The 3,713-nt window shown below is 41.4% G+C and carries 2 protein-coding genes; both read right to left on the reverse strand.

Annotation, left to right across the window (positions count from 1 at the left end; genetic code table 11):
- Positions 1–84: 84 nt before the first annotated feature.
- Positions 85–1,794, reverse strand: coding sequence for a 2-succinyl-5-enolpyruvyl-6-hydroxy-3-cyclohexene-1-carboxylic-acid synthase (menD, locus tag IQ234_RS20150; RefSeq protein WP_193958379.1), 1,710 nt, complete (start codon positions 1,792–1,794; stop codon positions 85–87).
- Positions 1,795–2,159: 365 nt separating this feature from the next.
- A complete protein-coding gene (locus IQ234_RS20155) occupies positions 2,160–3,500 on the reverse strand; it encodes an ArnT family glycosyltransferase (protein ID WP_193958380.1) in 1,341 nt (446 codons plus the stop codon).
- Positions 3,501–3,713 lie beyond the last annotated feature (213 nt).

Raw genomic sequence — 3,713 nt, forward strand, 5'->3', positions numbered from 1 at the left:
ATAATTCATAATTCCCTCTCCCCACACCCCACTTCATAATTCATAATTCATAATTCATAATTCTCCCTCCCCACTTCCCACACCCTACACATAATTACTGAGGAACCATTGGGTATTAAAAGCTCGATCGCAGGATATTTCTAGTAATCTTATACCTGATTCTGGTAAAACTGCGATTTTTTGCTGAAAATCAGTCCAATCACTGATTAAATGGTAATCAATACCGTAGGTGTGACAGAGTTGGCAAAAGTCGATATTTTGGGGAGTGGCAAAAAATTCTTCAAAGGGGGGGTCAAATTTGGCGATCGGCAACATCTGGAAAATGCCTCCCCCCTTGTTATTGATTAAAATTATGGTCAATGAGCCAACAAAATATTTTTTGATTAAAAAACCATTTGTGTCGTGTAATAGGGCTAAATCTCCCGTTAATAGCAGACTAGGGACATTTTTATAAGCCATTCCTATGGCAGTGGAGAGGTTGCCGTCGATGCCATTGGCCCCGCGATTAAAATAGGGACGAACTTGGCGATCGCTAGGCGGGTTAAAAAATTCGGCATAGCGAACAGGCATACTATTAGAGATAAAGATCGGGGTGCGGGGGGGGAGGTATTGGGAGAGCAGCCAGGGGATTTTTCCTTCAATCAGTTTAGTTTCTGCTGCCAAAAGGCGATCGATTTTAAATCTAGCTTGCTGGTCAAATTTTTGCCATAATTCTCGATATTCTCGGTTATTATCGGGTTTTTCTGGGAATAGATGCCCTAATTGCTCGATATTTCCCCTGAGATGTCCGGTTTTTCCCTGTAGAGGATCGTAATTATCGGGATGGGGATCGATAATCCAGCGAGGACAGTCGATTTCTTCTAACCAGATCCGTAATTCTTTGCTGGTGGGTAATTCGCCAATTTGTAGGACCACATCGGGGGTTAATTGGGTTTTAATGGCAGGATTCCGCAATAATAAATCATAGGTGGTGATGAGATGGGGATTTAACCCTGCATAGTTTCGCAGAGGAGATAAAGCTTCCGCTAAGACGGGATATTGTTGCGATCGAGCTAAGTTAGCGATCGCCTGACAGTAACTTTCGGGATTTTGCGGGGAAGCTAATCCCGCGATGATAATTCCTTGAGGGGGTAAAGAAGGAATTTCGAGAATTGAGTGGTTAATAGGGATATTTTGCCGAGATATATGGCTAAAAAAAGCCTCTTGGTCAAAATTAGCCTCTAAATTGTTAATTTCTAGATCGGGAGTTGGTGCGAGGGGATCCCGAAATGGTAAGTTCAGATGCACCACTCCGGGGACAGGATCGAGACAGCGAAACCAAGCGTGGATGATAGTTTGACGGAGATAGCGTAAACGCTCGATATTGGCACTAGGACAGCTAATTTCCGCTTGCCAGTTGGGATAATTACCGTAGAGTTTGACTTGATCGATAGTTTGACCAGCATGAGCATGACGCAATTCTGGGGGGCGATCGGCGGTTAGAATTAATAAGGGGACATGACTTTCTTTTGCTTCAATGACTGCGGGATAAAAATTAGCTGTGGCAGTGCCAGAAGTGCAGACTAAAACCACCGGTTGATATAATTGTTTGGCTAATCCCAGGGCAAAAAAGGCGGCCGAGCGCTCGTCTAAAATGGGAATAGCTTCAATCTGGGGATGTCTTGCCAAGGCTACCGTTAAAGGAGTCGATCGCGATCCGGGAGAAACCACCCCTATCTTCAATCCCAAACGGGCCAATGTTTCGACTAAAATAGAACCCCAAAGTGTATTAAGATTGCGAAAATCGATCGACATTTATCAGTTCAGTGCAAAGGTTAGGGGACAATCAGTTAAAGAGTCTAAACTGTTAACTATCTAAATTACTCGTTAAGACTGTCTATGAGCGGGGAAAAGGAGTTTGAGCATTTGTACTAAAATTCTCAATACGCAGTTTAAATGCAGTACAGTCTATTAATAAATTTAACATTGGCTGGAACTGGCCAAGAATAAGTTATTCCTGAGTCAGTCCCGATGAAAAAATTTTCACCCCCACAGATGAAAGAGGGTTCCTTCCCTACACCCCACACCCTACACCCTCTTTCAAGTCAGGGATCCAGGTTAAGTTTACTCTCGATTCCCAGGCCAATTTATCCCTTTTCGGGTTCCCTACTTGCTAAGTTTTAACCAGAAAACTTATAGGTTAACACCACATTGATGTTAGCTGCCAGCAGGACCAAGAAGAGCAGAAAAGTAAAGCGATCAATCCAGAATTTTTTAAAGAGACCAAAGATATCCTTGAGATAGAATACTCCCAGAATTGCTGCCGTACCGATCATAAAATAATAGCGACCGTAGGGAGAGGCTAAAATCCAGGCTGTCAGATTGAGATGAATAGACCAAACTCCCAGAAAGATAAAAATAATTGAGGCAGTTAATCCGTCCGTTTCTTGGCGAAAATCATCGAGAAAGATGCCTAGAATAATAAACATAAACGGATAAAAAGGAATCATATACCAAGTATAAAAGTGACTTTGCGCTCCCGTGGCAACTAAAATTAAGGTGTAGAGGATTACCGGTAAAGCGAGTAATCTAACTTGGGGACTAGCGGGATTCTTTCGGAGAAAGGGTAAGAGGGTTAACCAGCTAAAAATTAACCAACCATCCTCAAAAAATACCGTGGGAGTGGTTAGATATTTGACAAAGTTAAAGTCCTCGAAGCGCAGGGATTGTTCTTGAAATATCTTCCGAAAAAAATCGTAGTCATAGATAGCACCGTAGAGAAAATAGAGAGAGAAAAAGAAAGCACCGATCGCAGTTACATAAATGGCCTCTCGTCCTTGTTTTTCGTAAATCAAGAGGACAATTAATAATACTACTAAATAAATAGCAGTTACTTTGACTAAACAGGCTAAACCAGCTAAACAAGCGGCAATGTAGAGATATTTTTTTTGCTTAGTTTGATAGTATTGCCAATAAAGTAAGACAACCAATAAGCACAAAACAATCATTAAATTTTCACTAATAGCTAACCGAGAGAGGAAAACTGTATTGGGATTGGTGGCATAAATTAAACTAGCGATTATAGCGATCGATAGATTACTCAGCTTGAGAGCCAGTAAATAGACCAAAACGATCGAGGCAATACCTAAGAGTAAAGAAGGGACTCTAATAATAGTTAAACTGCAATCAAAAAAAGTCTTTGCTCCTCCTAAAAGAGCAAATAAACCCACCAATAAACCAAATAAAGGAGGATGATCAAACCAGGGAGTCACCAAACGATAACGGATATTTTTCGCTTCCCAAACCACCGTAGGAAAATTATCCGTGGGACTCAACCATGACCAACTGGTGGGGATACCCGTTTGTAATAAACTCATGCCACTCCAAGCAAAAGCATATTCGTCAGCAGTCCAATTATCTGGAGGCAAAGAATCATAATTATAGATTCGCAAAAAGGCACCTAAGCAGGTGATAATTGCTGCAATCAACCAATATTTATGGACAGTCAAAAAGCTGGGCATCGATTATTAAGGATAAGTGGCAGTGACTAAATAATAGTCAGAATTTCATGGTATAATGGATAGGGTGATAATGACAGAAAAATCGGGATGATTAAAGTAAACAGACGTAAATTTGGCCGGTGGATCAGTCTGATCGGTGCAGGAGTCGGACTGGCAGCGATTCTAGATAGAAAAAATATTTTTTCCCCCTCCACCGCTACAGCAATCATACCC

The sequence above is a fragment of the Microcystis aeruginosa LEGE 91341 genome (assembly GCF_015206885.1).
In the GTDB taxonomy this organism is placed as follows: domain Bacteria; phylum Cyanobacteriota; class Cyanobacteriia; order Cyanobacteriales; family Microcystaceae; genus Microcystis; species Microcystis aeruginosa_H.